Origin of the sequence: Cupriavidus pampae, assembly GCF_914271485.1 — a bacterium.
Lineage (GTDB): Bacteria > Pseudomonadota > Gammaproteobacteria > Burkholderiales > Burkholderiaceae > Cupriavidus > Cupriavidus pampae.
Window position 1 is genome coordinate 32159 of sequence record NZ_CAJZAG010000003.1, and the last position, 24692, is coordinate 56850.

General features: G+C 65.9%; 25 protein-coding genes. 16 read left to right on the top strand and 9 right to left on the bottom strand.

Annotation, left to right across the window (positions count from 1 at the left end):
* The first annotated feature begins 150 nt into the window (after nt 1–150).
* The 4 genes from LDO41_RS07845 to LDO41_RS07860 all read left to right on the top strand — a co-directional run bounded on the left by LDO41_RS07845 (nt 151) and on the right by LDO41_RS07860 (nt 3079).
* Complete coding sequence (locus LDO41_RS07845) at nt 151–867, top strand: TerC family protein (RefSeq protein WP_223984393.1); 717 nt, start codon at nt 151–153, stop codon at nt 865–867.
* A 90-nt stretch (nt 868–957) separates the two neighbouring features.
* Nucleotides 958–1752, top strand: a complete 795-nt coding sequence (locus LDO41_RS07850; protein ID WP_223984395.1) for a thymidylate synthase — start codon at nt 958–960, stop codon at nt 1750–1752.
* A gap of 2 nt (nt 1753–1754) precedes the next feature.
* Nucleotides 1755–2582: a 2-keto-4-pentenoate hydratase gene (locus LDO41_RS07855; RefSeq protein WP_223984396.1), complete on the top strand. Its 828-nt coding sequence runs from the start codon at nt 1755–1757 to the stop codon at nt 2580–2582.
* The gene (locus tag LDO41_RS07860; protein WP_223984398.1) at nt 2579–3079 is read left to right on the top strand and encodes a dihydrofolate reductase; all 501 of its coding nucleotides are present in this window, start codon (nt 2579–2581) and stop codon (nt 3077–3079) included. Before LDO41_RS07855 ends, LDO41_RS07860 begins: the two co-directional genes overlap by 4 nt.
* A gap of 39 nt (nt 3080–3118) precedes the next feature.
* Here the strand turns inward: LDO41_RS07860 and pmbA are convergent, their stop codons facing one another.
* Complete coding sequence (gene pmbA, locus LDO41_RS07865; protein WP_223984401.1) at nt 3119–4492, bottom strand: metalloprotease PmbA; 1374 nt, start codon at nt 4490–4492, stop codon at nt 3119–3121.
* A gap of 57 nt (nt 4493–4549) precedes the next feature.
* Here pmbA and yjgA point away from each other — a divergent pair, with 57 nt between their 5' ends.
* Both yjgA and mog read left to right on the top strand, forming a co-directional pair.
* The gene (gene yjgA, locus LDO41_RS07870; protein WP_223984405.1) at nt 4550–5164 is read left to right on the top strand and encodes a ribosome biogenesis factor YjgA; all 615 of its coding nucleotides are present in this window, start codon (nt 4550–4552) and stop codon (nt 5162–5164) included.
* The gene (mog, locus tag LDO41_RS07875; RefSeq protein ID WP_223984409.1) at nt 5161–5802 is read left to right on the top strand and encodes a molybdopterin adenylyltransferase; all 642 of its coding nucleotides are present in this window, start codon (nt 5161–5163) and stop codon (nt 5800–5802) included. The genes yjgA and mog overlap by 4 nt, the downstream gene beginning before the upstream one ends.
* Before the next feature lie 3 nt (nt 5803–5805).
* Here the strand turns inward: mog and LDO41_RS07880 are convergent, their stop codons facing one another.
* Complete coding sequence (locus LDO41_RS07880; protein WP_223984412.1) at nt 5806–6687, bottom strand: AEC family transporter; 882 nt, start codon at nt 6685–6687, stop codon at nt 5806–5808.
* A 63-nt stretch (nt 6688–6750) separates the two neighbouring features.
* Entirely contained in the window at nt 6751–7371 is a 621-nt protein-coding gene (gene orn / locus LDO41_RS07885) for an oligoribonuclease (protein ID WP_223984414.1), read from the bottom strand.
* A gap of 115 nt (nt 7372–7486) precedes the next feature.
* On the opposite strand from orn, the gene LDO41_RS07890 reads away from it, so the two are divergent.
* Genes LDO41_RS07890 through LDO41_RS07900 form a run of 3 tightly spaced genes read left to right on the top strand, consistent with a single transcriptional unit; the run spans nt 7487 to nt 10016 of the window.
* Nucleotides 7487–8740: a M48 family metallopeptidase gene (locus tag LDO41_RS07890; RefSeq protein ID WP_223984417.1), complete on the top strand. Its 1254-nt coding sequence runs from the start codon at nt 7487–7489 to the stop codon at nt 8738–8740.
* Nucleotides 8737–9702 carry a ribosome small subunit-dependent GTPase A gene (gene rsgA / locus LDO41_RS07895; RefSeq protein ID WP_223984420.1) on the top strand — a complete coding sequence of 322 codons (966 nt, stop codon included), beginning with the start codon at nt 8737–8739 and terminating at the stop codon, nt 9700–9702. The genes LDO41_RS07890 and rsgA overlap by 4 nt, the downstream gene beginning before the upstream one ends.
* A gap of 5 nt (nt 9703–9707) precedes the next feature.
* Entirely contained in the window at nt 9708–10016 is a 309-nt protein-coding gene (locus LDO41_RS07900; protein ID WP_223984423.1) for a putative signal transducing protein, read from the top strand.
* Between the two features lie 17 nt (nt 10017–10033).
* On the opposite strand, the gene LDO41_RS07905 is transcribed toward LDO41_RS07900, so the two are convergent.
* Both LDO41_RS07905 and LDO41_RS07910 read right to left on the bottom strand, forming a co-directional pair.
* Complete coding sequence (locus LDO41_RS07905; RefSeq protein WP_223984426.1) at nt 10034–11017, bottom strand: CobD/CbiB family protein; 984 nt, start codon at nt 11015–11017, stop codon at nt 10034–10036.
* Between the two features lie 91 nt (nt 11018–11108).
* Nucleotides 11109–11807 carry a pirin family protein gene (locus tag LDO41_RS07910; RefSeq protein ID WP_223984429.1) on the bottom strand — a complete coding sequence of 233 codons (699 nt, stop codon included), beginning with the start codon at nt 11805–11807 and terminating at the stop codon, nt 11109–11111.
* 173 nt (nt 11808–11980) lie between these two features.
* Here LDO41_RS07910 and LDO41_RS07915 point away from each other — a divergent pair, with 173 nt between their 5' ends.
* Together LDO41_RS07915 and gluQRS are read left to right on the top strand one after the other, a co-directional pair.
* Nucleotides 11981–12907, top strand: coding sequence for a LysR family transcriptional regulator (locus LDO41_RS07915; protein ID WP_223984431.1), 927 nt, complete (start codon nt 11981–11983; stop codon nt 12905–12907).
* Nucleotides 12904–13842, top strand: coding sequence for a tRNA glutamyl-Q(34) synthetase GluQRS (gene gluQRS / locus LDO41_RS07920; RefSeq protein WP_223984434.1), 939 nt, complete (start codon nt 12904–12906; stop codon nt 13840–13842). Before LDO41_RS07915 ends, gluQRS begins: the two co-directional genes overlap by 4 nt.
* Nucleotides 13843–13866: 24 nt before the next feature.
* On the opposite strand, the gene LDO41_RS07925 is transcribed toward gluQRS, so the two are convergent.
* Nucleotides 13867–15414: a DEAD/DEAH box helicase gene (locus LDO41_RS07925; protein WP_223984437.1), complete on the bottom strand. Its 1548-nt coding sequence runs from the start codon at nt 15412–15414 to the stop codon at nt 13867–13869.
* Nucleotides 15415–15815: 401 nt separating this feature from the next.
* Here LDO41_RS07925 and LDO41_RS07930 point away from each other — a divergent pair, with 401 nt between their 5' ends.
* The 5 genes from LDO41_RS07930 to LDO41_RS07950 all read left to right on the top strand — a co-directional run bounded on the left by LDO41_RS07930 (nt 15816) and on the right by LDO41_RS07950 (nt 21092).
* Nucleotides 15816–16796, top strand: a complete 981-nt coding sequence (locus LDO41_RS07930) for a 2-keto-3-deoxygluconate permease (RefSeq protein WP_223984440.1) — start codon at nt 15816–15818, stop codon at nt 16794–16796.
* A 14-nt stretch (nt 16797–16810) separates the two neighbouring features.
* Nucleotides 16811–18091: a four-carbon acid sugar kinase family protein gene (locus LDO41_RS07935; protein WP_223984443.1), complete on the top strand. Its 1281-nt coding sequence runs from the start codon at nt 16811–16813 to the stop codon at nt 18089–18091.
* 63 nt (nt 18092–18154) lie between these two features.
* The gene (pdxA, locus tag LDO41_RS07940) at nt 18155–19153 is read left to right on the top strand and encodes a 4-hydroxythreonine-4-phosphate dehydrogenase PdxA (protein ID WP_223984446.1); all 999 of its coding nucleotides are present in this window, start codon (nt 18155–18157) and stop codon (nt 19151–19153) included.
* Nucleotides 19154–19241: 88 nt separating this feature from the next.
* Nucleotides 19242–20018, top strand: coding sequence for a DeoR/GlpR family DNA-binding transcription regulator (locus LDO41_RS07945; RefSeq protein WP_223984448.1), 777 nt, complete (start codon nt 19242–19244; stop codon nt 20016–20018).
* A 150-nt stretch (nt 20019–20168) separates the two neighbouring features.
* Nucleotides 20169–21092, top strand: coding sequence for an ABC transporter substrate-binding protein (locus LDO41_RS07950; protein ID WP_377744486.1), 924 nt, complete (start codon nt 20169–20171; stop codon nt 21090–21092).
* A gap of 20 nt (nt 21093–21112) precedes the next feature.
* Here LDO41_RS07950 and LDO41_RS07955 read toward each other — a convergent pair whose 3' ends face one another.
* The 3 genes from LDO41_RS07955 to LDO41_RS07965 all read right to left on the bottom strand — a co-directional run bounded on the left by LDO41_RS07955 (nt 21113) and on the right by LDO41_RS07965 (nt 24647).
* Nucleotides 21113–22729, bottom strand: a complete 1617-nt coding sequence (locus tag LDO41_RS07955; RefSeq protein WP_223984452.1) for a rhodanese-related sulfurtransferase — start codon at nt 22727–22729, stop codon at nt 21113–21115.
* Entirely contained in the window at nt 22726–23340 is a 615-nt protein-coding gene (locus LDO41_RS07960; RefSeq protein WP_223984454.1) for a cysteine dioxygenase family protein, read from the bottom strand. The genes LDO41_RS07955 and LDO41_RS07960 overlap by 4 nt, the downstream gene beginning before the upstream one ends.
* A gap of 68 nt (nt 23341–23408) precedes the next feature.
* Nucleotides 23409–24647 (bottom strand): acyl-CoA dehydrogenase family protein, encoded by a 1239-nt coding sequence (locus tag LDO41_RS07965; protein ID WP_223984456.1) that lies wholly within the window; start codon nt 24645–24647, stop codon nt 23409–23411.
* Between the last annotated feature and the right edge of the window lie 45 nt (nt 24648–24692).

The following is a 24692-nucleotide window of genomic DNA, read 5'->3' on the forward strand; positions in this document are numbered from 1 at the left end:
GCATTCCGCGGCAGCCTGTCGAGCAAGACCTTTGCAACCTGGTTTCATGGTTTGCAAAGGCGCGGCTCCCACACTCCGTGTGTCCCCCCGCAGTTCTCCATGATCCCAGGCCATAAACCAAGCGATATTCGCACCTGAGGAGCGTTGTTCATGGAGTGGTTCACCGATCTGTTCACGATGCAGTTCCTGACAGCCCTGCTGTCGATCGTCGTCATCGACCTGGTTCTCGCTGGCGACAATGCCATCGTGATCGCGCTGGCAGCGCGTAATCTCCCCCCCCACCTGCAGAAGAAGGCTATTGTCTGGGGCACCGTAGGTGCCGTGGTGGTCCGCTCCGCGATGACCATCGGCGTGGTCTGGCTGCTCAAGATTCCCGGCCTGTTGCTGGTCGGTGGCCTCGCGCTGGTCTGGATCGCGTACAAGCTGCTATCGGCCGAGGACAATGGCGACGAGCACGGTGCGGGAGCCACCTCGCTGGTCGGCGCCATGAAGACCATCATCATTGCTGACGCGGTGATGGGCGTGGATAACGTGCTGGCTGTGGCCGGCGCCGCGCACGGCAGCTTCCTGCTGGTGGTGCTCGGTCTGCTGATCAGCATCCCGATCGTGGTCTGGGGTTCGAGCCTGGTGCTCAAGCTGATGGCGCGCTTCCCGGTCATCATCTACATCGGCTCCGGCGTGCTGGCCTTCACGGCGGTCAAGATGATCTCGCACGAGCCGCTGGTCAAGGCGTTCTTCGATCAGTACCCAATGGCGCTGTGGGCCATGTATGTGGTGATCGTTGGTGGCGTGCTCGGTGGCGGCTATCTGGCGCAGAAGCGTCATGCCGCGCGTCCGGAAAGCGGTGAGACGGTGACCGGTCACTGATCGGGATAGAATATCCGCCTGTTGCCTCGGGGGCCGTAGTGGCCCCCGAGGCTTTTCTGTCCCCCCGTCTGACTTCCACTTTTCCGCGCGATGAAACAGTATCTCGACTTCATGCGCCATGTTTACGAGCATGGCACCGAAAAGTCCGACCGCACCGGCACCGGCACACGGTCGGTGTTCGGCCACCAGATGCGCTTCGATCTGCGCGAGGGCTTCCCGGTGGTTACCACCAAGAAGCTGCACCTGAAGTCGATCATCCACGAATTGTTGTGGTTTCTGCAGGGTTCGACCAACGTCAAGTATCTGCAGGACAACGGCGTCTCGATCTGGGACGAATGGGCCGACCCCAATGGCGAACTCGGCCCGATCTACGGGTATCAGTGGCGCAACTGGCCCGCGCCGAATGGCGAGCATATCGACCAGATCGCGCAGGTGGTCGAGCAGATCCGCAATACGCCCGACTCGCGCCGGCTGATCGTCTCGGCCTGGAACGTCGGCGAGATTCCGCAGATGAAGCTGCCGCCGTGCCACGCGTTCTTCCAGTTCTATGTGGCCGACGGCCGGCTGTCGTGCCAGCTTTACCAGCGCAGTGCCGATATTTTCCTCGGCGTGCCGTTCAATATCGCCAGCTACGCGCTGCTGACGCATATGGTGGCGCAGCAGACCGGGCTCGAGCTCGGCGACTTCGTGTGGACCGGCGGCGACTGTCATCTGTACAGCAACCACCTGGAGCAGGTACGCACGCAACTGTCGCGGGAGCCAATGGCGCTGCCGCGCCTGAACATTCTGCGCAAGCCGGACGACATTTTCGGCTATCGCTTCGAGGACTTTGAACTGGTTGGCTATGAATCGCATCCCGCGATCAAGGCACCGGTGGCGGTATGAGCATGACACAGACGACTTTGGATGCGGCCGCGCTGGCCGACATGGCGCGGGCGTTCGTCCGTGCGCAGGCGGAACGCCGCGCGGTGGGTGCCGACACGACTGCGCAGTTGCGCGGCATTGATATCGCCGGTGGCTATCGCGCTGGCCGGGCATTGCATGAGCAGCTGGTTGCCACGGGATTCAAGCCCGTTGGCCGCAAGATTGGCTGCACCAACACGGCGACGTGGGGCAAGCTCGGTATCGATGCGCCGATCGTTGCGCATATGTATGAGCAGACCGTGGTGCATGGCGCCGCGAACCGCGTCGATGTGCCCTGGACCACGCTGCACTTGCCGCGTATCGAGCTTGAGCTGGCATTCCGGTTGAAGGTCACGCCGACGCCCGGGCAGTCGCTCGAAGCGCTGATCGATGGCATCGACTGGGTCGCGCCGGCGATCGAGGTCGTGGACTCGCACGTCGATCCGGCGGTGGCGTCGCCCGCGACCATCCTGTGCGACTTTGGCGCGCATTCGTCGCTGCTGCTCGGCGCGCCGGTCGCGTTGGCTGGCTTGCCGCCGCTGACACCGCAGGCGTTTGCCGACATTACCGCCACGTTGCAGGTCGGCGAGACCGTGCTGCCCGGTGGTGCGGTGCACGTCATGGGCAATCCGCTCGTGTCGCTGCACACCGCGATTGCAATTGCCGCGTCGCTGGGCGCGCCGATCGAGGCGGGCGAGATCGTGACGACCGGTGCGCTGGTGGGACCGGTGGCCGTGGAGGCCGGCCAGCAATGGCGCGGCCGGGTGTCGTTCGCGGGGCGCAACGACCTGACCGTCGGGATGGATGCATGACCCTGCTGACGTTGATTGTTGCGCGCGCGCGCAATGGCACCATTGGGCGCGATAACACGCTGCCGTGGCGGTTACCCGAGGATCTTGCCTACTTCAAGCGCACCACGATGGGCGCGCCTGTGATCATGGGCCGCAAGACGTGGGATTCGATTGGCCGGCCGCTGCCGGGGCGCCGCAATATCGTGGTGAGCCGCAATGCTTCGCTGCAATTGGCGGGCGCCGATGTAGCCGGGTCGCTCGAGGATGCGCAGCGGCTTTGCGTGGGCGTGGAGCAGGTTTTCCTGATTGGTGGCGCGCAGTTGTATGCGGAGGCGCTGCCTAGCGCGGACCGTCTGCTCGTGACCGAGATCGATGCCGATGTGGAAGGTGATGCGGTGTTTCCGGCGATCGATCGGACGCAGTGGGTGGAGCTTTCGCGCGAGACGCATCACTCGGAGGCCAATGGCTTCGACTATGCGTTCGTGACTTACGAACGGCCGCCCTCGGGCGAACAGTAACGACGGGCCCTCTCCCCAGGGAGAGGGCACAAATCACGTTCAGTTGCCGGCGATCGTCATCTGCTCGATCAGGATCGAGCCGGTTTCCTTGGTACCGCGGACCAGTACGTCCGAACCGATGCCGACGATCTGCTTGAACATCTCGGGCATGCTGCCCGCGATTGTGATTTCTTCCACCGGGTATTGGATCACGCCGTTCTCGACCCAGTAGCCCGACGCACCACGCGAATAGTCGCCGGTGACGTAGTTCACGCCCTGCCCCATCAGTTCGGTCACCAGCAGGCCCGTTCCCATCTTGCGCAGCATGCCGGCAAAGTCGTCCTCGGGCTTCGTCAGGTCGCTCGACAACGTCAGATTGTGCGAGCCGCCCGCGTTGCCGGTGGTCTTCATGCCGAGCTTGCGCGCCGAATACGTCGACAGGAAATAGCCTTCCACCACGCCATCGCGCACGACGTCGCGCTCATGGGTGCGCACACCTTCTTCATCGAACGGTGCGCTGCCCATGGCGCCCGGCACATGCGGCTGCTCGTGGATCTGGATATGCGGCCCGAACACGGCCTTGCCGAGCGTGTCGTGCAGGAACGTGGACTTGCGATACAACGCGCCGCCCGACACCGCCTGTACGAACGCGCCGAGCAGGCCTGCCGCGAGCGGGGCTTCGAACAGCACCGGGCACTTGCGCGTGGTCAGCTTGCGCGCATTGAGGCGCGAAATGGCACGCTCGGCGGCGTAGCGGCCGATGTCCTCGGGTGCGGCAAGGGTCGTCGGCGAGCGCTTGGACGAATACCAGTCGTCACGCTGCATACCGCCGCCGGAGCCGGCGATCGGCGCGCACGAGATGAAATGGCGCGAATACGGATAACCACCCACGAAACCACGCGAGGTGGCCAGCACGAACTGCGAATGCTGCGCGGACACGCTGGCACCGTCGCTGTTGCGGATCTTTGGCGAGACTGCGAACGCGGCGGCCTCCGAGCGGCGCGCGATATCGATCGCGCCTTCGGCGGTGACGTTCCAAGGATGGAATAGATCGAGGTCGCGCGGCGAGCGCTCGAGCAGTTCTTCCTCGGCCAGCCCCGCGCAATCGTCCTCGGCGGTAAAGCGCGCGATGTTGTAAGCCGCTTCAGCGGTGGCACGCAGTGCGGCGGGCGAAAAGTCCGAGGTGCTGGCATTGCCGCGGCGCTGGCCGATCATCACGGTCACGCCAACCACCTTGTCGCGATTCTGCTCGATGGTCTCGACCTGGCCCTTGCGCACCGTGACCGAAAGCCCGCTGCCTTCGGAAATTTCCGTCGCGGCATCGGTGGCCCCCAGTTCGCGCGCCATGCGCAACACGTCGGCCGCCATCTCGCGGAGCCGGTCCTGACTGTAGGTGAAATGCGCGGTTTGTTGCGAAACAGCAGAGGTGTCCATGTGGGCGGCTATCGGCTAAAGTCCAAACGACAATCATAGCAAGATAAAATGCGCGCCATGCCGCGAAATACCCGTAACCAATCCAATACCCCAAATTCCCGCTTCGGCGCCTTCCAACCCGAGCCGGACGATGACGCGCCGAAAAGCAAGTCGCAGAAGAAACGCGACATGACGGCGTTGCAAGACCTGGGCGTCGAGCTCGAAGCGCTGGCCAAGGACCGCCTGGCGCGCGTCCCGATGCCCGAGTCGCTGTCCGACGCCATCCACGCGGCGCGCCGCATCACCAGTCACGAGGGCAAGCGCCGCCAGATGCAGTTCGTCGGCAAGATCATGCGCGGCCTCGACAACGAAGAGGTGGACGCGATCCGCAATGCGCTGGATGGCTTCAAGGGCACCAGCAAGGCCGAAACCGCGCGCATGCACCTGATCGAGCGCTGGCGCGAACTGCTGCTGGCCGACGACGAGGCGCTGACCAAGTTCCTGGGCGAGCATCCGGGCAGCGACGTACAGGCGCTGCGCAATACCATCCGCAATGCCCGCCGCGAACAGCAGCTGTCGAAGCCGCCGAAGTCGTTCCGCGAATTGTTCCAGATGATCAAGGCCGCGCTGGATCAGAAGGACGCCGCCAACGAGGCCGCCGCACCCCAACCCGCTCCGGACACCGACGCATGACGCAACCTACTTCACCAATGACTTCGCCTATCAGCCGCAGCCATCCCGATGAACTCGTGGTCGGGCTGGTGTCGATCTCCGACCGCGCCTCGGCCGGCACCTATCAGGACGAGGGTATTCCGGCGCTACGCGAATGGTTCGGACGCGCGCTGACGTCCTCATGGCAAGCCGTGGAGCGGCTGATTCCCGACGAACAGGCGCAGATCTCGCGCACGCTGATCGAGCTGGTCGACGTGGCCGGCTGCGACCTCGTGCTGACGACCGGCGGCACCGGACCGGCGCGCCGCGACGTCACGCCCGAAGCCACGCTGGCGGTCGCCACCAAGCTGATGCCCGGCTTCGGCGAGCAGATGCGTGCAGTGAGCCTGCATTTCGTGCCCACCGCGATCCTCTCGCGTCAGGTGGCGGTCATTCGTGAAACGGCGAGCCGCGCGGCATTGATCGTCAACCTGCCGGGTCAGCCGCGCGCGATTCGCGAGACGCTGGAAGGTTTGCGCGATGCGGACGGCAAACCCGTCGTGCAGGGCGTGTTCGCCGCCATCCCCTACTGCATCGACCTGATCGGCGGGCCGTACATGGAATGCGACGAAGCGGTCGTCAAGGCGTTCCGGCCCAAACACGCGCTTCGTGCCAAATAGGCCTCAGCGCAGCCCCAGATACAGCCCGATCGGCACGAAGATCACTGCCGCGATATTGCCAAGCAGCACGATCGACGCCACCTGATCGGGCTCCTGCCGGAAGTGGTCGGCCACGAGGAAGTTGAGCACGGCCGGCGGCAGCGCCGCGAACACGAACAGCAGTCCGCGCTGGAGGTCGGTCATCGGCACCAGCGCCACCAGCAGCAGCGCCACCGCAATACCGGCGAGCGGGCACACCGCGGCGCCCCACATGCCCATGCCCCAGTTGCGCAGGCTCACGTCCTTCATGCGCACGCCGAGCGCGAACAGCATCAGCGGCACCGTGGCTTCGCCGAGCAGCTTGATCGATTCGTAGATCGGCTCCGGCAGCGCGAACCACGGCTTGGCCAGCGACAGCGCCACGCCCACGACCGTGGCCAGCACCATCGGATTGCGAACGATCTGCGCCAGCGAGGCATGGCGATTGACGATCTTGAGGCCAATCGTGAAATGCATGAGGTTGGACATCGCGAACAGCGCGACGGCGGGCGCAAGCCCGGCCGGCCCGAACGCGAACACCGACAACGGCAGCCCCATGTTGCCGCTGTTGTTGAACATCATCGGCGGCACGAACGTGCGCGGATCCGCGCCCAGCATCCGCGCGGCGACCCAGGCCAGCACACCCGACCCCAGCACCACCGCCACCGCGCAGGCCAGCAGCACGAGCTGGTCAGCCAGCACGAAGTCCTTGCTGATAAACGCGGACACCACCAGCAGCGGCGCAATGACGTCCAGCGTCGCGCGGTTGATCCCTGTCATGTCCGGATGGGCGCGTCGTCCGTAGATCCAGCCGATCAGGATGATCAGGATGACCGGGGTGATGATCGAGACGATGCGCGTGAACATGGGGATTCGGGACGGACGGGGAGCGAGCCGGCAGGCCGGCTCATCGCTTCTGGTGAGGTGGGATCAGGCAGCGGGCGCCTCGGGTGCCGCCGCGGCATCGGCGCTGGCCGACGCCTTGATGAAATGCTGGCGGTAGTAGCGCAGTTCTTCCACGGACTCGAGGATATCGGCCAGCGCGGTATGCAGCTGGCGCTTGACGAAACCCTTGTGGATCGCCGGCTCCCAGCGCTTGCACAGCTCCTTGAGCGTCGATACGTCGAGGTTGCGATAGTGGAAGAACGCCTCCAGCTTGGGCATGTAGCGCGCCATAAAGCGGCGGTCCTGGCAGATCGAGTTGCCGCACATCGGCGACTTGCTGGCCGGCACCCAGCGCTTGAGGAACGCCAGCAGCTCGGTTTCGGCCTGCGCTTCGGTCAGCGTGGACGCCTTGACCTTGTCGATCAGGCCCGAACGGCCGTGCGTGCCCTTGTTCCAGTTGTCCATGCCGTCGAGCACCGCGTCCGCCTGATGGATCACGAGTACCGGGCCCTCGGCCAGGATGTTCAGTTCGGAGTCGGTGACGACCACCGCGATCTCGATGATGCGGTCGGTATCGGGCTGCAGCCCGGTCATCTCCATATCGAGCCAGATCAGGTTATTTTCGCTCTTGACGGAGGGGGCGGCGGTGCTTGCGGCGTGTGTCATGTGTCGGAGACGGCTTGAAGGGTACGAACAACTTATAATTCTCGCATATCTGCCCCAAATGGCCAGTCGCGCACTTGCGCGTCTGCCCGGGGGCGCCCCCGCAAAGGCCTTGCCGATGTTCACGTTCACACTGATTTTCCTCGCTGCGCTGGTGATCATGGTGCTTACCAAGCTGTGGCTCGCCGCCCGGCAGGTACGCCATGTGGCACAACACCGCCACGCCGTGCCGGCCCGCTTTGCCGACACCATCGCCCTCTCCGCCCACCAGAAGGCCGCCGACTACACGGTGGCCCGCACGCGGCTGTCGATGCTGGAGGTGCTTAGCGGGGCCGCGGTACTGATCGGCTTTACCATGCTCGGCGGCCTGCAATCGCTCAACGAGTTCTGGCTTGGCGTGTTCGGCCCCGGCTACCTGTACGGGCTGGCGCTGATCGCCAGCGTTGCGCTGATCGGTGGCCTCGTCGATCTGCCGTTCTCGCTCTACGGCCAGTTCGTGATCGAGCAGCGCTTCGGCTTCAACAAGATGACGATCGGCCTGTGGCTCGTGGACCTGCTCAAGATGACCGCGGTGGCCTGCACGCTCGGCGCCCCGCTGCTGCTGGCCGTGCTCTGGCTGATGGACCGCACCGGCGACTACTGGTGGGTGTACACGTGGCTGTTGTGGGTGGCCTTCAGCCTGCTGCTGCAGGTCATCGTGCCGACGTTTATCGCGCCGCTGTTCAATAAATTCGAACCGCTCACGGACGACACGCTGCGCGCGCGCATCGAGGCGCTGCTGCGCAAGTGCGGCTTTGCCAGCAAGGGTCTGTTCGTGATGGATGGCAGCCGCCGCAGCGCACACGGCAATGCCTATTTCACCGGCTTTGGCGCGGCCAAGCGCATCGTGTTCTTCGACACGCTGCTGTCGCGCCTCGATGGCGAGGAGATCGAGGCCGTGCTCGCGCACGAGCTCGGCCACTTCAAGCGCCGTCACGTGGCCAAGATGATCGCGGTGACGTTCGTGCTGTCGCTGGTGTTCCTGGCCATCCTCGGCTGGATGTCGACGCGCGCGTGGTTCTACATGGGCCTGGGCGTGGCGCCGAATTTCGGCACGGACAACCATGCGCTCGCGCTGGTGCTGTTCTTCCTCACGTTGCCCGTGTTCACGTTTGTGCTCGGCCCGCTGGCCAGCCAGTCGTCGCGCCGGCACGAGTTCGAGGCCGACGAATTCGCCGCCAGCCAGACCAATGCCGGCCACCTCGTCTCGGCGCTGGTCAAGCTGTACAAGGACAATGCGTCGACGCTGACGCCCGACCCGCTCTACAGCGCGTTCTACTACTCTCACCCGCCCGCGGCCCAGCGGATCGATCGTCTGATGGCGCACGCATGACACGTAGCGCGCGCCATCACAACGCCGGCAAAAACACCGGCAACAGCACCGAAGCCGCAATCGTCATCGCCGCGCATGGCCGTCACTACGTCGTTGAACTCGACGACGGCGAGCGGCTGCATGCGTTTCCGCGCGGCAAGAAGAGCGACTGCGCGGTGGGCGACCACGTGCGCATCGAGCGCGCCGCGGCCGACCAGGGCGTGATCGCGGGCGTCGATGCGCGCCGCAATCTGCTGCATCGTTCGGACCAGTTCAAGTCCAAGCTGCTCGCGGCCAATATCGATCAGGTCATCATCGTGCTGGCTACCGAACCGGGCTTCTCCGAAGACCTGCTCGGTCGCGCGCTGGTCTCGGCAGAGGCGCTCGAGATCCGGCCGCTGGTGATCCTCAACAAGACCGACCTGCCGGACCGGCTGGAAGAAGCCCGGCGGCGGCTCGCGCTATATCGCGACCTGGGCTACGAGACGCTGGAGCTGTCCGTGCACGCGCAGCCGGAACAAACGCTGGCGCAGTTGCAGCCGCGCACGGCGGGCGTGGCGAGCATCCTGATCGGCCAGTCGGGCATGGGCAAGTCGTCGCTGCTGAATCTGCTGATTCCGGGCGTGGAAGCGCAGACGCGCGAGATTTCCGCGAAGCTCGACTCGGGCAAGCACACCACGACGTTCACGCGGCTCTATCACCTGCCCGCAGCCTGGGGCACCGTGGAGGGACGACCCGGGTATCTGATCGATTCGCCGGGATTTCAGGAATTCGGCCTTCATCATCTGAGCGAGGGCATGCTCGAACGGGCGTTTCCGGAATTTCGCGCTCGGCTGACCGAATGCCGGTTTTACAATTGCCACCATATCAACGAGCCCGGCTGTGGCGTGTTGGGAGCGATCGAGGCAGGCGAGATTTCGCCACGCCGGCACGACCTCTACACGCAGTTGCTGCACGAATCGCGTCAGCAAAAGCCCTGGTAAGTGAAGTGAAACTACTGCTGAGAGCCTCGTCGCTGGTCCATGCCGCGCATTGCAGCAATGTGCTGCGCGCGGCCGGCATCGAGGCCGAGCTGCGCAACACGTGGCTGGCCGGCGCGGCTGGCGATATTCCGTTTCAGGAGAGTTCACCGCAGGTGTGGATTGCCGACGCGGCCAACGAGACGGAGGCGTGGGCGATTCTCAACGCGGCCGCGAATCCGGCGCCGGGCCCACGCTGGCGATGCGCGCACTGCGATGAATGGCACGAGGCGCAGTTCGCCGCGTGCTGGCACTGCGGCACAATGAAAGAGGGTTGAGCGCTTAGCCTACGAGGCTAGCCAACCCAAAGCGCCAGCGACAGCATCGCCAGCAGCAGCATCCACAGCACCACGGCGCGCCACACCAGGCCGACTGCCGACTGCAGCGTGCGCACGCCTGGTTCCATGCCGAATTCGGGTGGCACGGGGTCGGGATCGGTGTCTTCCATGCCCGGCGCGTAATCCACCCCGGCAAGACTGGTGCGCAGCACCACGCTCGAATCTACCTCGGGCAACGGTGTGCCCAGCCGCACGCCGAGCGCGCCACCACCGCTCGCCAGCAGAATGCCGTTGACGGCATCGTTCCACTTGCGCGCATGATTGCGCCACGCATACACGGCGTCCTCGAAGTTGCCGACGATGGCAAAGCCGATTGCCGTCAGTCGCGACGGCACCCAGTCCAGCACGTAGAACGCCTGCGCGGCAAAGCGGCCGAGCGCGGGGCTGCGTTCGTTGGAGGGCAGATTCCACTGGCGGCCGAGGTACTCGGCCACGCGGTAGAGGATCACACCGCCAGGGCCGATCGGCACGAGGAACCAGAAGAACACCCCGAACACATGGCGATGCACGGCCACGATGGCAGCCTCGAGCGTATGGCGCACGATCTCGCTGACGGGCATTTCGATGGTTTCGAGCCCGGTCCACTCCGCCAGCAGCGTACGCGCGGTCAGCACGTCGTCGCGATTGAGCGCTTCGTGGATATCGGTGAAATAGTGGCTGAACTGCCGGAAGCCGAGCGTGAGGTACAGCAGCAGCACGTTCCACGCGAGCGTGAGTGCCACGCTGATCGAGGCCAGCAGGTAATGCACGATGACCGCCGCGAGCGTGAGCGGCAACACGACCGTAAGCCATGCCAGCGCGGCGTCGCGGCGGCGTCCGGTATCGAACGCGTGCTCGGCCCGTTCGCCCAGCACGCGCACGATGTCATGTATCGGGTTGTTGCGGCCCAGGGCCCGGAACTGCTCGGCGATCAGCGCCAGAAGGATGGAAACAAAGGTCATCTCGAGGCTAAGTCACGTCACGGAGAGCGTGGCGCGGCACCGAGTGCCGCGCCGGTCGCATGACTAGATGACCAAGACGATACCACGCCGATCAGGGCAGGTCGAACACCAGCACTTCGGCGTCGTCGCCCTGCTCGACCTTCACCTCCGCCACATCCTCCAGCTTGGCGGCGTCACCGGCCTCGAGCGGCTGACCGTTGACCGTCACCCGGCCGCGTGCCACATGCACATAGGCACGGCGGCCCGGGGCGAGCGCCAGCGTGGCCGACTCGTCCGCGGCGAACAGACCCGCGTAGAGCCGCACATCCTGATGCACCACGACCGAACCCTCGGCGCCGTCGGGGCTGCCTACCAGGCGCAGGCGGCCACGCTTCGATGCTGCGTCGAAGTGACGCTCCTCGTAGCCAGGGTCGATGCCCTGCTGGTTTGGCATGATCCAGATTTGCAGGAAGTGCGTGGTGTCATGCGCGGCATGGTTGTACTCCGAGTGCCGCACGCCGGTACCCGCGCTCATGCGTTGCACGTCACCGGGACGGATCACGCTGCCGTTGCCCATGCTGTCCTTGTGGGCCAGCTCGCCTTCGAGCACGTAGCTGATGATCTCCATGTCGCGGTGGCCATGCGTGCCAAACCCCATGCCGGGCGCCACACGATCTTCGTTGATCACGCGCAGCGGTCCGTATTGGACGTGGTCCGCGTCGAAGTAGTCGGCAAAGGAGAAGCTATGGAACGACTTCAGCCAACCATGGTCCGCATAACCGCGCTCATTCGACTTACGGATTTCAATCATTTTGATGGCCCTCCTAGTGACCCTTCGTTTTGCCAGATCGCCCGAATCGTTAAACCGGGCTTGGCGTATTGCGTTGCGATGCTTTGCAGTTTAGGCCTCTGAGAGTATATTGATGGGCACCGACTTAGAAGCAGTTGTTCAGATTTTTTGAATGAATATTCTTGAACAAAGATATGGCCCTCTCGCTTGAATCGCTAGAAGTTCTCGATGCCATCGAACGCAAGGGCAGCTTTGCCGCCGCTGCCCACGAAATGGGCAAGGTGCCGTCGGCGCTCACGTATGTGGTCCGCAAGCTCGAGGATGACCTCGACGTGCTGCTGTTCGACCGCCGGCGCCACCGCGCCGAGCTGACGCCGGCGGGCCGCGCGCTGCTCGACGAAGGGCGGCATCTGCTGCACGCCGCCGACGACCTGGCGCGGCGCGTCAAACGGCTGGCCACGGGCTGGGAGGCGACGCTATCGATCGTCGTCGACGACCTCATCAACTTTCGCGCGCTGCTGCCCGTGATCCAGGACTTCTATGCCGAGAACACCGCGACGCGGCTGCGCTTTGGCAAGGAGGTGCTCGGCGGCGCGTGGGATGCGCTGGTCAGCAACCGGGCCGATCTGATCATCGGCGGCGCCTACGAGGCGCCGAGCACGCAGGGTTTCCAGATTCGGGCGCTCGGCAGCATGCCGTTCGTGTTCGTGGTGGCCGCGCAACATCCGCTCGCCTCGGTGGAAGGGCCGCTGACCACGATGGAGATCGCCAAGCACCGCATCGTTGCAGTGGGCGACACCTCGCGCAATCTGCCCGCGCGTACCTTTGGTGTGCTGGCCGGGCAGGATGTGCTGGTGGTGCCGAGCATGCGCGACAAGCTCGAAGCGCAGATCCGCGGGCTCGGCTGCGGCTGGCTGCCCGCGCCGATGGCGCAGCCGCATATCGAGAGCGGCGTGCTGCAGGCGCGCGAGACCGTCGAGATCCGCGCGCCCGGTAACTTCAAGGTGGCGTGGCGCACGAGCACGCGCGGCAAGGCGCTGCAGTGGTGGGCAGCCAAGCTCGAGGACCCGCGGCTGGCGCAGGCGCTGATCCAGCAATCGCCACAGCCCGTGACGGAATGAGCGGCGCGGTACGTATGGCGGGCGACGCTGAACGCAAACCCTATCGCGGCCGCTTCGCGCCCTCGCCCACCGGTCCGCTGCATATCGGCTCGCTGGTCACCGCACTCGCGAGCTGGCTCGATGCGCGCGCGCATGACGGCCAGTGGCTCGTGCGCATCGAGGACATCGACTATCCGCGCTGCGTGGTCGGCGCCGATGCCGATATCCTGCGCACGCTCGAGGCACTCGGCCTGGTCGCGGATGAACCCCCGCAATGGCAAAGCCGGCGCGAGGCGCGCTACGGCGAAGCCCTGCGCGCACTCGACGAGGCCGGCCACCTTTATCCATGCGGATGCTCGCGCAAGGAGATCGCCGATTCGCTGTCGCACGTACGCGAGCGCCATCAGACGCTTGGCTATCCGGGTACGTGCCGCAATGGACTGCACGGCAAGCTGCCGCGCGCATGGCGCGTGCGTGTGCCGGATGGCCCCACGGCCACGCTTTGCTTCGACGATCGCTGGCAGGGCCGGCAATGTCAAAACCTCGAAACCGAACTTGGCGATTTCGTGCTGCGTCGCGCCGATGGGCTATGGGCTTACCAGCTCGCGGTCGTGGTCGACGACGCGGCACAGGGCATTACGCATATCGTGCGTGGCGCCGATCTGCTCGACTCCACACCACGGCAGATTCATCTGCAGCACCTGCTTGGCGCACCAACGCCCACATATCTGCATGTACCCGTGGTGGTCAACGCGGCCGGCGAAAAACTCAGCAAGCAGAGCGGCGCGCGGGCGATCGACGTGCGCGATCCGCTCGCGGCGCTGCGCGAGGCCGGGGCCCATCTGGGGATCGTCAACGGGGAAACGAAAATCGCCCGCTGGCTAGAGCGGGCGATTGAAGGCTGGCTGATCGTGGACCGTCAGATCGAGGACCGGAACGTGCGCGGGCCCCGCTGATCAGCGGGTCAGCAGATCAGGCAATCAGGACTTGCGCGGTGCGCCGCCGAGCAGTGCCGCGACGGGACGCTTCGGCGTCTGACGGCCACGCGTGAGCGCGGCGGCGAGTTCTTCGGAAGCCTGCTGCGCCGAGCTATTGTTATGGCCGCCAGTGGGTTCGTACGGACGCGAGAAGAACGGATCGTCGGACGGACGGAACGCGGTGCGCGACGTCGCATGTTCATTGCGACGACGGCGGCGTTCCTCGCTGGCGCCATCGCCAGTGCTCTCAGGCGCTGCATCACGCGTGCGGCGGACTTCGGTACGCTGGCGGCGACGATCGGCTTCCTCGCCACGCGCGCGCTCGCCGGTCGGATCGAAGCCCTCGAGCTTGCCGCGCGGAATGCTGCGCTTGATCAGCTTCTCGATATCGGCCAGCAGACGGTCGTCGTTGCCCGACACATAGATCGACAGCGCATCGCCCGTGGCACCCGCGCGGCCGGTCCGGCCGATGCGGTGCACATAGTCTTCCGCGCTGAACGGCAGATCGAAATTGATCACGCAAGGCATCGCCTGAATATCGAGGCCGCGCGCCGCCACGTCGGTGGCCACCAGCGCATCGATCGTGCCGGTCTTGAAGCCTTCCAGCGTCTGCATGCGCTCGGTCTGCGTCTTGTCGCCGTGGATCGCCGCGGCGTTGATGCCCTCGCGCTCCAGATGGCGCGCCAGGCGCGAGCAACCGATCTTGCTGTTGACGAACACGATGCACTGCTTCGACTGGCCCTGCTCCGCGCGCTGCTTGAGCAGATGCACGACCGCGTTCTGCTTGTGGCCGTCTTCGACCTGAAAGACCATCTGGCGCACGTTCTCGTTGGTCGAGTTGCTGCGCGCCACTTCGATCGTCACCGGCTGCTTGAGGTAGCTCGCGGCCAGCCGCTTGATTTCGGGCGAGAACGTCGCCGAGAACAGCAGGGTCTGGCGCTGCGCGGGCAGCAGGTTGATGATGCGCTGCAGATCCGGCAGGAAGCCCATGTCGAGCATGCGGTCGGCTTCGTCGAGCACGAGCATCTGCACCTGCGACAGGTTCACCGACTTCTGCTGCACGTGATCGAGCAGACGACCCGGCGTCGCGACGAGGATTTCCACGCCACGGCGCAGCGCATCGGTCTGCGGATTCATATCGACGCCGCCGAACACGACCGTGCTGCGCAGGTCCGTATGCTTGGCGTAGCGCGCGACGTTGTCATAGACCTGATCGGCGAGCTCGCGCGTCGGCGTCAGCATCAGTGCGCGCACCGGGTGGCGTGCGGGCGAGGCGCTCGCGTTCGATGCCGGCAGAAGGCGCTGAATGATCGGCAGCGCGAAGCCTGCGGTCTTGCCGGTGCCGGTCTGCGCGGCACCCATGACGTCCTTGCCCAGCAGCACGATCGGAATGGCCTGCTCCTGAATCGGCGTCGGCTTCGAATAGCCCTGTTCGGTGAGCGCGCGCACGATGCGTGCGTCCAGCCCGAAGCTTTCGAAAGTCTGATCTGCCTGGGGCTGCGGCTCTGCCGGAATCTGGTCTGGAATGGTCGTCGTGGGTGTAGTGGTCATAGTCTCGGTGTCTTGCGGGCGTCGGGCCCGGCGCAAAACGGACACGCGTCTGATACGGGAGCGGATGGGGCAACGACGGGTGCGTTACAAGCAATCGCTCAGAAAATCAAAGACTTGGATTCTAACACCATGACCTCGCCGGGTGACGTCGGATGCCGCAATTCAACGTTCTGCGGTGTCGTCAAGCCGTCACATTGACGTCGTTTTTTCGCGCAGACGGCCCGCTCGACCGCACCAGTGCTAGCAAAACGCACACTTGATCACATCGATCATCTTTGTGATTGAACTGGTCATTATGGACGGATTGCCATAAACTTCGCCCTGCAAACGACTGGGACTTGATCGTTTCAATCATTGCAGAGCCCATAGACACGCCGCACCCCACGCGGCAGGAGACGAGAATGCAGATTTCCATCAAGCGCGCCATCGAGCGCGTCCCCGGCGGCATGATGATCGTGCCGCTGTTGCTCGGTTCGCTGGTCGCGACGTTCGCGCCGGACACCCCGAAGTTCTTCGGTTCGTTCACCGGCGCGCTGTTCACGGGCGCCCTGCCGATCCTCGCCGTGTTCTACGTCTGCATGGGCGCGAGCATCAACGTCAAGGCCACGCCGTACATCGTCAAGAAGGGCGGCGTGCTGTTCGGCGTCAAGATCGGTACCGCGATGCTGCTCGGCGTGATCATGGGCCACTTCCTCGGCGAGTCGCCGATCAGCTCGGGCATGTTCGCGGGTCTGTCCACGCTGGCCGTGGTGGCCGCGATGAATGACACCAACGGTGGCCTGTACATGGCGCTGATGGGTCAGTACGGCAAGCCCGAAGACGTGGGCGCGTACACGATCATGTCGCTGGAGTCGGGTCCGTTCCTGACCATGGTCACGCTCGGCGTGGCCGGCCTTTCCGCCTTCCCGTGGCCCACGTTGGTCGGCAGCATCCTGCCGCTGATGGTCGGCATGCTGCTGGGCAATCTCGACCGCGAGATGCGCGACTTCCTGAGCAAGGCCGTGCCCGTGATGATTCCGTTCTTCGCGCTGGCGCTTGGCGCCGGTCTGGACCTGCACAAGGTGTGGCAGGCCGGCATGCTGGGCCTCGGCCTGGGCGTGGCCGTGGTGGTGATCACCGGCTTCACGCTGTACTTTGCCGATCGTCTGACCGGTGGCACTGGCGTGGCCGGGGTGGCCGCCGCGAGTACCGCGGGGAATGCGGCCGCGGTACCAACATTGATTGCCGCCGCGAATCCGGTCTACGCGGAAGCCGCCAAGAGCGCGACGATTCTCGTGGCCGCATGCGTGGTGGTGACGGCGGTGCTGACACCGCTCGCCACGGCGTGGGTGGCGCGACGGGTGGCCGTACGGCAGGAAGGTGCCGTGGCGCGGACCGCATGAGCATGAGCAAGGTCATGTCCGGTAAGACGACTTCCTGGCTGGTGATCGCCGACGACCTGTCGGGCGCCGCCGACTGCGCGATCGGCTTTGCCGCCGCCGGCGCGTGCACGATGGTCACGCTCGACGCGGCCGCGGCCGATAGCGCGCTGGCTGCCGACGTGATTGCCGCCGACGTGGATAGCCGCCGCATGGCGCCGGCACAGGCCGCCGCGCGCAATGTTGAAGCGTGGGACCGGTTGGGCCATGGCCATGGCGACCAGCCGCGCCGCCTGTACAAGAAAATCGATTCGACCTTGCGCGGCAACTGGGCGGCCGAGACGGCCGCGCTGCTGCCGCATGCGGGCGTGGCCATCGTCGCGCCGGCCTTCCCCGCCACTGGCCGCACCACGCTTGGTGGCTGTGTGTTCGTCAGCGGGGAACCGCTTGGCGAGTCCGATATCTGGCGCCTCGAAGGCCTGAGCGGCCGCGCCGATATGGCGGCACTGCTGGCCGCGCACGACGTGCGCACGGCCGTGGTGGCATTGGAAGTGGTACGCGCGGGCGCCGCGGCGGTGCGCGCCGCGGTGGATGCGTTGATCGCGCAAGGCACGCAGGCCGTGGTCTGCGATGCCGAGAGCGAAGTCGACATCGGCGTGATCGCCGCCGCCACGGCGGCATTGAGCGCGCCCACGTTCTGGGTCGGTTCCGGCGGCCTCGCACGCGCTTTGGCGACCACGTCGGACGGGGTCACGGCCTCCGCCGATGCGGGCACTGCGCCCGACGCAGCCGATGCAGCCGACGCGGGCGCGCATCGTCAGGGCCCGGTCCTCGCGCTGGTCGGCAGCATGTCCGGCGTCTCGGGCCGGCAGGCCGCGCTGCTGCGCGCGCGGACCGGCATGGATCATCTGGAGATCGCGCCGCAGGTGCTGCGCGAAGGTCCCGCGCATGGCACGTGGCAGACGCTTCAGGACGATATCGGCGCGCGCCTGCGGGCCGGCCACGATCTGCTGATCGGCATCGGCCGCGACGAAGCGTTCGATACCGCGGAAGGACCGCGGCTCAGCAATGCGCTGGCCGCGCTGGTACTGCCGTCGTTCGATTGCGTGGGCGGCCTGATCGCCACCGGCGGCGAGACCGCACGCGCGATGCTCGCGGCCGCCGATATCGCCACGCTGCAATTGCGGCACGAAGTGGAACCGGGCGTGCCGCTCTCGCGCACGCTCGAGCAGCCCGCGCGGCATGTGGCCACCAAGGCCGGCGCGTTCGGCAGCGATGCGGCATTGTGGCTTGCATGGCGTGCCATGCAGGCGGTTTGAATTTTGAAGTGACTGCCCTCGTCGGGGAGCAGCAACAAGCAGCACAAGCAGGATAAAACGGATATGAGCGACTACCTCCCCATCATCGGCATCACCATGGGCGATGCCACCGGCGTCGGTCCCGAGATCATCATCAAGAGCCTCGCGCACGATACCGTGTACGCACAGTGCCGTCCGCTCGTGATCGGCGACGCAGCCCGTCTGCGTCAGGCAGCGACCATCGTCAAGAGCCCGCTGCAGGTGCGCGCGATCGCCACGCCGGCGGAAGCGCGCTTCGAAGCCGGCACGATCGACTGCATCGACCTCGGCCTGATTCCCGCGGACCTGCCGTTCGGCAAGCTGTCCGCACTGGCCGGCGATGCGGCGTTCCGCTATATCGAGCGCGCGGTGGAACTCACGCGCGCCGAGCAGATCGACGCGATCTGCACCGCGCCGCTGAACAAGGAAGCCCTGCACGCGGGCGGCCACAAGTTCCCGGGCCACACCGAGATGCTCGCGCATCTGACCGGCACGCCCGAAGTGTCGATGATGCTGGTAGCACCGCAACTGCGCGTGATCCACGTGACCACGCACATCGGCCTGCTCGACGCGATCCGCAAGATCGAGCCGGCACTGGTGCAGCGCGTGATCGAGCGCGGCTATGAAACGCTGCGTCGCGCGGGTATCGCCGATCCGCGTATCGGCGTGTGCGGCATCAACCCGCATGCGGGCGAGAACGGCCTGTTCGGTCATGGCGAAGAAGAAGAGAAGATCATCCCCGCGGTGAACGTGCTGCGCGAACGCGGCTGGAACGTCGAGGGCCCGCTGCCCGCCGACACGCTGTTCTATCGCGCCGGCCGTGGTGACTTCGACCTCGTCGTCGCGATGTACCACGACCAGGGCCACGGTCCGGTCAAGGTGCTCGGCCTCGAAGCCGGTGTGAACATCACCGTGGGTCTGCCCGTGATCCGCACGTCGGTTGACCACGGCACCGCGTTCGATATCGCCGGCAAGGGCATCGCCGACGAACGCAGCCTGCTGGAAGCACTGCGCCAGGGCGCGGAACTGGCGACGCGTCGTTAAGGTATCGGGTCATGCGCCCTTCTCCTCGGGGGAGAGGGCGCACACCTTGGTAACATTGCGGTCGTCCACGACCTCCCCCCTGCCCCACATGAAAGCCGCCGACCGCCGACGTGCCATCCTCGAACGCGTGCTCACGGGCGTTGATGCCAATGTGGAGCGGCTCGTCAGCGAACTCGGCGTGTCCGAGGCCACGGTACGGCGCGACCTCACCGCGCTGGCGCGCGAGGGCCGCATTGTGCGGACCTATGGCGGCGCCGCGGCGCTGATGCCGGTCGGCTCGCACGAACCCGAGGCCCCGCTCGAGGAACGCAAGGCGCTGCAACGCGACCAGAAGGAAGCGATCGCGCGCATGGCCGCGAGCTTCGTGCGCGATGGCGATGCGGTGCTGCTGGACAGCGGCACCACCGCCGCCGCGCTTGCGCGCCTGCTGGCCGCGCGCGAAGACCTGCACGTCTACACCACGAATCTGCTGGCCGTGACCGCACTCGCGGGCCTGCCCAAGATCCGCGTAACGCTGATCGGCGGCGATGTGCGCCCGTCGAGTATGGGTACGTTTGGCCCACTCGCGCAGCTTGCGCTGTCGCGCATCAGCGTCGACAAGGCGTTTCTCGGCGCTGATGGCGTGGTCGCGGGCGTGGGGCTGTGCGAGGCCACCGCCGAGCAGGCCTACCTCAAGGAATGCATCATCCGTCAGGCTGCGGACATCTTCGTGCTGGTCGACTCGACCAAGCTCGGCCGCGCGCGTCAGCAGCACTGGACGCCGCTCGAACGCGCGTGGACGCTCGTCACCGACAGCGAGGCCGCACCCGCGCAACTCGAACCGTTCCACGCGCTCAAGCAGGTGCAGGTGATCATCGCGCCTTGACCCGTTCATCGCCGCGCATCACGTCACCGCTCTCGCATAAGCATTCCCGCTTTTATTCGTTCGCATCGCGCAGGCTGCGCGGTACGTTGGCAGTCTTGCCAACCACAAGAGTGAAACGTGAGCGAAGAGCGCAATCCCCGACGACAGTTCCTGCGGCAAGGCGCCGCGTCACTTGCCGTGCTGTATGCCGGCGGCTCGCTTGCACAGGGCCGCGTGACGCTCAAAGCTGGCGATCAGAAAGGCGGACTGCGCGCGCTGCTTGAAGGCGCCAATGCGCTCGACGGCGTGAACTACGATATCCAGTGGACCGAATTTCCGGCGGCGGCGCCGCTTGCGGAGGCGCTCAATGCGGGCGCCGTCGATAGCGGCCCGATCGGTGACGCCCCCGCGATCTTTGCGCTGGCCGCAGGCACGCGCATCAAGCTGATCGGTGCCAATCGCTCCGATCCCTACGGCACGGCCGTGCTGGTGCGTCCCGATTCGCCGCTCAAGACCGCCGCGGACCTCAAAGGCAAGTCCATCGGCACCAATCGCGGATCGATTGGCCACTATGTCGCGCTGAAGGCGCTCGAGTCCGCGGGGCTGGGGCCGAACGACGCGAACATCCGCTTTCTGCCGCCAGCCGATACCAAACTCGCGCTGACCAATGGCTCCGTCGATGCCTGGGCCACATGGGAGCCCTACACCGCCATGGCCGAGACCAGTGGCCACGCGCGTGTGCTGGTCAGCGGTCGCGGACTGTCATCGGGTCTGAGCTTTCTGGCGGCCACCGAGAGTGCGCTGGCCACCAAGCGTGCCGCGCTGCAGGATTTTCTGCAACGCGTGGTGCGCGCGCAGCGCTGGTCGTATCAGCATGTGCCCGAGTACTCGGCATCGCTTGCGCGCGTCATCGGCATTGCACCGGAGGCCGCGCGGCTGCAGTTCGAACGCCGCAACACGCAATGGCGCCCGATCGATGCCGAACTCGTGGCCACGCAACAGGCCACGGCCGACTTCTATCTGAAGACGGGCCTGCTCAGGCAGCGCCTGGACGTGCGTCAGACTTTCGACACCACGTTCACGCTGCCTGCCTGAGTCAGACCCCTGTCCGTCCCTTACACCACGCGAAACGCGTGGGTACCGTCGCGGTCCAGCTGCGCGATCAGGCCGAACTCCCAGTCGAGATAGGCCTGCATCGCCGCGGCGGCGTTGTCGGTGCCTTCGTACGGACGGCGATAGCGATCGGTGCGCGGTACCGCGAGGCGCGTCTCGCCATGTTCGAGCGGCAGACCCGCCGCGATCCACGCGCCGGTACCGCCTTCGAGCACATGCACAGTGGCATCGCTGCCTTCCTCGGCAAGCAGCGTCTGCAGATCGACTGCCGCAAAACGCGCGAGCTGGCTGGTGCCGCAGGTCAGCACATAGCGACGCGCGTCCGGAATCGTCTTCAACGCCGCGCCCAACTGGGCACGAATCGCAAACCACGCGCCCGGAATATGCTGGCGCACGTAGTTGACGCTCGCGGTCACATCGAGCACGGCGGTGTCGCCAGTCTCGATCCACGCGGCCAACGTCGCGGGGCTGACGGTCTCGATCGGGGTTGCCTCGGGGGCCGGCACCTTGACCGCGCCACGCTCGGCACGCGCGTTGGCATCGACCGGTTCCACCACCGTCACGTCCCAGCCCATCTGCGCGAGCCACGATGCGGTCATGTCCGCGCGCACGCCGTCGTCATCGGCCAGCACGATGCGCGCGCCGCGCACGGGCGCGCTGTGATCGGTCTCCTGCACGAGTTGTCCGCCCGGCGCATTGACGAAGCCCGGCAGATGGCCATCGGCGAATTCCTCGGGCGTACGCACATCGAAGCGATAGACCGTGCGTCCCGGTGCTTCGAGCGTATGCAGCGCATCATGAGCAAGACGGCGCACGCCCGCGCGCGTGGCGATATCGCGCGCGCCCGTACGTGCCGCCGTGCGACGTGTCGCATCGACGATGGCCGGTGCGCGGCGGGTGGCACCGCGATCGAGCGTCTGCCCGGCCAGCGTCCAGCCGATGGTGCCGTTACGCAGCGCGGCCACCGGATTCGGCACACCGGCGTTGATCAACGACTGCGTGCCGATGATGCTGCGCGTGCGGCCCGCGCAATTGACGATGATGCGTGTATCGGGGTTCGGCGCGAGTTCGCGCGCACGCAGCACCAGCTCCGCGCCGGGTACGCTGGTCGCGGTGGGAATGCTCATGGTCTGGTATTCGTCGAAGCGGCGCGCGTCGACAATGACCACGTCCGCCTTCGCATCGATCAACGCCTGCACTTCCGGCGCGCTCAGCGATGGCGTATGGCGCTTCGACTCGACCAGTTCGCCGAACGACTTGCTCGGCACGTTGACGTCGCGAAACACTTCGCCACCGCCCGCGATCCAGGCATCGAGCCCGCCTTCCAGTTCCGAGACGTCGGTATAGCCGAGCGCGCGCAATACCTGCGCCGCGCGCGGCGCCAGATCCTCGCCGTCATGCACGCCGTAGACGACGATGCGCGTGTCGCGGCGTGGAATGCGCGACCACGCCTGCAACTCGAGCTTGGACAGCGGAAAATTCGAGGCCCACAGCGGATGCGACTGCGCGTACGGATCTTCCTCGCGTACATCGAGCAACGCGATCTCGGCGCCGTCGAGCAGCGCCTGGCGCACGGCCGATGGCGAGGTGGTGGGCGATTGAATAGTGGCAGCGGTCATGACGCGAGCGGATCCTTCGAACGGTCCCACGGGTTAGGCAGGAAGGGATTGGAATAACCGGAAATGAACGACTTTTTCTCGCCGCTCTCCGTATAGACATGGCGGCGTACCGCGCCGATATTGGCGCCGTACACATGGATGCTGATCGACACACGATCCTCAAATGCATTGTGCACACGGTGGATATCGCCCACGCGTGGCGACACCGGCTCGACGTGGCCGGGCTCCAGACGCAGCGCCTGCCCGTCCGGGCGCGGCACGCCGTCGGCATCGAGCGCGTACGGCTGCGAATACTCGGCGCCGCGCAGCATGCCGATCAGCCCCCACACGGTATGGTCGTGAATCGGCGTACGCTGGCCCGGACCCCACACAAAGCTGACGATCGAGAATCGCTCGGCCGAATCGCAGTGCAGCAGCATCTGCTGGTAGTACTCGGGATGCGGCTGCGCGAAGGCCTCGGGCAGCCAGTCGTCGCGCGCGACGAGCGTGGCCAGTAGCTGACCGCCTTGATCAAGGATGCGCGGCTCGTCGGGGTGCGTGTCGAGCAGCTTCGTCAGGTCGGTGATGAACTCGCGCAGCGGCGCAAGCGAACGAATAGTGGGTTCAGACATGTCGTCTCCTGATTGTTATGGGTGTAATACCCATGACGATAGCCGAAAATGCGGCGCCTGCCACGCCCTCACACTTCCAGCGTCGCACGGCCGGCGGCAATCAGGATCGAATCGTTCTGCGGCGTATGAATGCGGCTGCAAAGCACATCGCGATAGTGACGCTCGAGCGGATTGTTACGGCTCAGCCCATGATTGCCCGACAACTGCAGCGCCAGCTCCAACGCGCGGATCGCATTGCCCGTGACGGTGAACTTGAGCAGCCCGCTGTCCGTGGCCGAACCCGGCGCCTCCCGATCGGCGTCCGCGGCGGCGGCATCGAGCAGCACCGCGTTGGTGCGCAGCAGCGCGGCGATCTCGCCGACATGCTCCTGCACGCGCGGCAGCGTGGCCAGCGGCGCGCCGAGGCTGCCCGGTGAGCGTTCGCGCAGAAAGCCGCGCAGCCAGTCGAAGCCGGCGCGCGCCACCGCATCGTACAAACTGCCTAGCAGCACGATCATCCAGGCCTGGTGCTCGGCATTGGCATCGGTATCGGCCTGGCTCGCGCCTGCCGGCGCCCAGGCCGACGGCAAGCGGACATCGACCGCATGCGACGCCGGAATCCATACGTCCTCGAGCACGGTCTCGTGGCTGCCCGAGGCGCGCAGGCCCAGGTGGTTCCAGCTCTCGATGATCTCGATGCCCTCCGTGCCCGCAGCCGGCCCCGGCACGAGGAAGATGCCGATACGCGGCTCGGGGTCGTCGGTCCGTGCCCATACGGACAACCAGCGCAGCGCGGGAATGCCGGTCGTATAGAGCTTGTGTCCGCTCACGCGCCAACCATCGTCCACGCGCCGCGCAATCGTCGCGGGCAGGCCGCCGCGCGCGGGAGAGCCGAGTTCCGGCTCCACGCGCAGCGCGTTGATCAGCGCGCCCTCCTCCACCGCGGTGGCAAACACCTCGCGGCGTACGGCCTCGGGCCAATGCCCGTCCCGTCTGCCGATCGCACGCAACTGCAGATACGTCATGGTCAGCACGAGCGCGGTGGCCGCGTCGCCGCGCGCCACCGCCGCAATGATGCGTCGCGCTTCGGCCAGCGTGGCACCGCCACCGCCGTGCTCGCGCGGCACGATCCGTGCGATCAGGCCCTCCGCATGCAGCAGCGCAAAGTTGTCGTGCGGGAAGCTGCCGCTCGCATCGTGATCGGCGGAAGTCGCCGCCAGGCGCGCGGTCAGTGCCGCCAGCTGTGCATCGGTGAGGGGAGCGTTCGCGACAAGTTCGGCGCGCAACGGGGCAAGAGAAGGCGCGAGGGACAGACGAGCGGAGGACATGCGCGGTTGCCCGGAAACCGGGCCGGTATGGGGAAACGCCAAAGC